The organism is Chitinimonas violaceus (assembly GCF_052601015.1).
This window is the reverse complement of record NZ_JBQXDJ010000155.1, coordinates 1-2,044: the sequence shown is the minus strand read 5'-3', so window position 1 is coordinate 2,044 and position 2,044 is coordinate 1. Positions and strand designations below refer to the sequence as shown.

At 50.8% G+C, this 2,044-nt stretch carries 3 protein-coding genes; 1 reads left to right on the top strand and 2 read right to left on the bottom strand.

The features are described 5' to 3' along the window. On the top strand, positions 1–247 hold a 247-nt coding region (locus ACUHMQ_RS20540), incomplete at its 5' end, for a hypothetical protein (RefSeq protein ID WP_445297309.1). Positions 248–293: 46 nt separating this feature from the next. Here the strand turns inward: ACUHMQ_RS20540 and ACUHMQ_RS20535 are convergent. Next, a complete protein-coding gene (locus ACUHMQ_RS20535; RefSeq protein WP_445297308.1) occupies positions 294–689 on the bottom strand; it encodes an immunity protein YezG family protein in 396 nt (131 codons plus the stop codon). Positions 690–691: 2 nt separating this feature from the next. Then, positions 692–2,044: DNA/RNA non-specific endonuclease (locus ACUHMQ_RS20530; protein WP_445297307.1), on the bottom strand; the 1,353-nt coding region annotated here is incomplete at its 5' end.

The following is a 2,044-nucleotide window of genomic DNA, read 5'->3' as shown; positions in this document are numbered from 1 at the left end:
TGACGCCCTCAACGACGCGCTACCGCCAGCCGAAACCCCGCAAATCGACGACGATTACCCCGATGAAGGGCCGCCAACATGGTGGAACCCCGAGGAAGACCCCGGTTTAGACGCACCGCCGCCCTTTGATGCAGGTTATTTCGACCACTGCGCCGAATCCGGCCCACCTGAATGGTGGACCGACCGGGATGAGTGCGTGCACCTAGACGGCAATGCGGACTGGGTGCGCTGTGACGATTTGGATTGAGGCCTATCAATTTAATTGGTAATTGTTTCCATCTATCCGCATAAACCTATGCTTGTGAGTAATCTACCTGAGGCGAACCGAAATACTTTTCGAGCATAGCCACTCTACGTGCATTTTCTGTGGCCCTTTCATCAAACTTATCTGGATAAATCATCTCTAGGGTAGGTTTCCCATTTCTTATGCAATATGCAGAACCTCTCCAAACTTCACCTGTATTTTGTTTACCCCATTCTTCCCAAAGAGAATAAAACAAATCACTTAACTCTTTGCCTCCAAACTTGAATACAGGAATCTTGTTCTCCGACTTTGCATAGAACAAGGCTACTGAAACCGCCCCATCTTCTGCCTCTGCGTACGCAAGTACCTGCGATACATCATCGCCAACCATATCTAGGATTTGATTGCCTATAGATTGAAACAACTCCTCAATAACGCTGTTCATGATTACTTACCGCCTGACCGATTGTAGAAGAATTTCTCATTAGGAATCTCGTCAACCCAATAACGAACATGCAACGTATCTGGTCTTAATGATTCGCCAGTATAAGAAGGCTGCAGCTGAACACGGACCGGGATATTTTGCTTGAGAGCAGTATCCCATGAGTTTTCTAGGGCCTTATAAGCGCCCATATTAAAGTTGCCATTTTGGGCAAAGTGATTGATTTCATCCAGCGGTCCATTAAATCTTCGGCCGATATAATGACCTCCTTGATCGTCTACCAGACGATACTTTCCACCGGCATTAAGTTGAGCAGGAATGTTACGTCCTTGAGCTGGATTTCTCACAAGATTCGCTTCAACAAATTCAACGCGACCTATTTCATCAAGCCTGTAAGAGTAACCGTTTCTTACTTCAACTTTTCCTGCTGTCGCTACTGCCTCACTACTTGCCCCAAATTTTGGCGGGACAGCATAAGCTACCGCTCCTGATCTATAGGCCCCCTGCATAAACAAATCGTCTAACGTTGGCCCAGCTTGATTCCAAGCCCAACGCGCACCATTAGCCGCATAAGGTGCGGCCTTTACTGCAAATGGTGAAGCAGTAAGCGCCCCTTCGGTTATCAGGGCTGCACCAGGCAAATAGTTGCCTTCTTGGATATTACGTACTCCAGACCCGATGTTGGCCGCACCTACAAATGCCGAAACGCCTATGCCCGGTGCTGTAAATGCTAGTGCCGCAGGTGCTCCCGCATCCGAAAACTGGCGGGCGTGGGAGTTTTCCCAAACCATTCGGGCGTTTTCGCTCGTGGACATATCGCCCGGGTTAGAACGCATCCAGTAATTAGCGAGGTTTTCACTTCCTTCATATCTTGGACGTGAGCTAAGGAAGGGCGCAGCAGCCGATAAGGTTGGTACCGGCGTCACCATGTCCTGAAGCTGCGCTATGCCGCTCTTTGTTAGCCCGGCAACACCCTGCCTTACCTGGGATGGCAAATCACCCAATGGGGTATTCAAGATACGGTCGCCAAGTGCGTTGGCAAAGGCGGCTTCACGTTGCCGGTTGCCAGCAACGACACGGGCAACTTCCTGTTCTTGCTTACGGCTGGCAGCAGATTGCGCCGCAGCCGCTTCGCTAAACCGATGTCGGGTATAGGCGGCGTCATCACTGCTAAAGCCGTAGTCCACGTCCGCTTCAGGACGGCCCGGTACGCGATACACATCGCTTGGTACGTCTGGAATGTCATCCAACAGCCAGTTACGACCTGACGACCCACTCACTGGTGCTACGACCGGCTTGGCAGGTCCCACCCAGTTACGACCATTCCCGGCAATGCTGTTACCCAGCACATCCCCGAA

Coding starts and splice junctions, on each gene's coding strand:
- ACUHMQ_RS20535 (WP_445297308.1), bottom strand. CDS start 689: ATGAACAGCGTTATTGAGGAGTTGTTTCAATCTATAGGCAATCAAATC.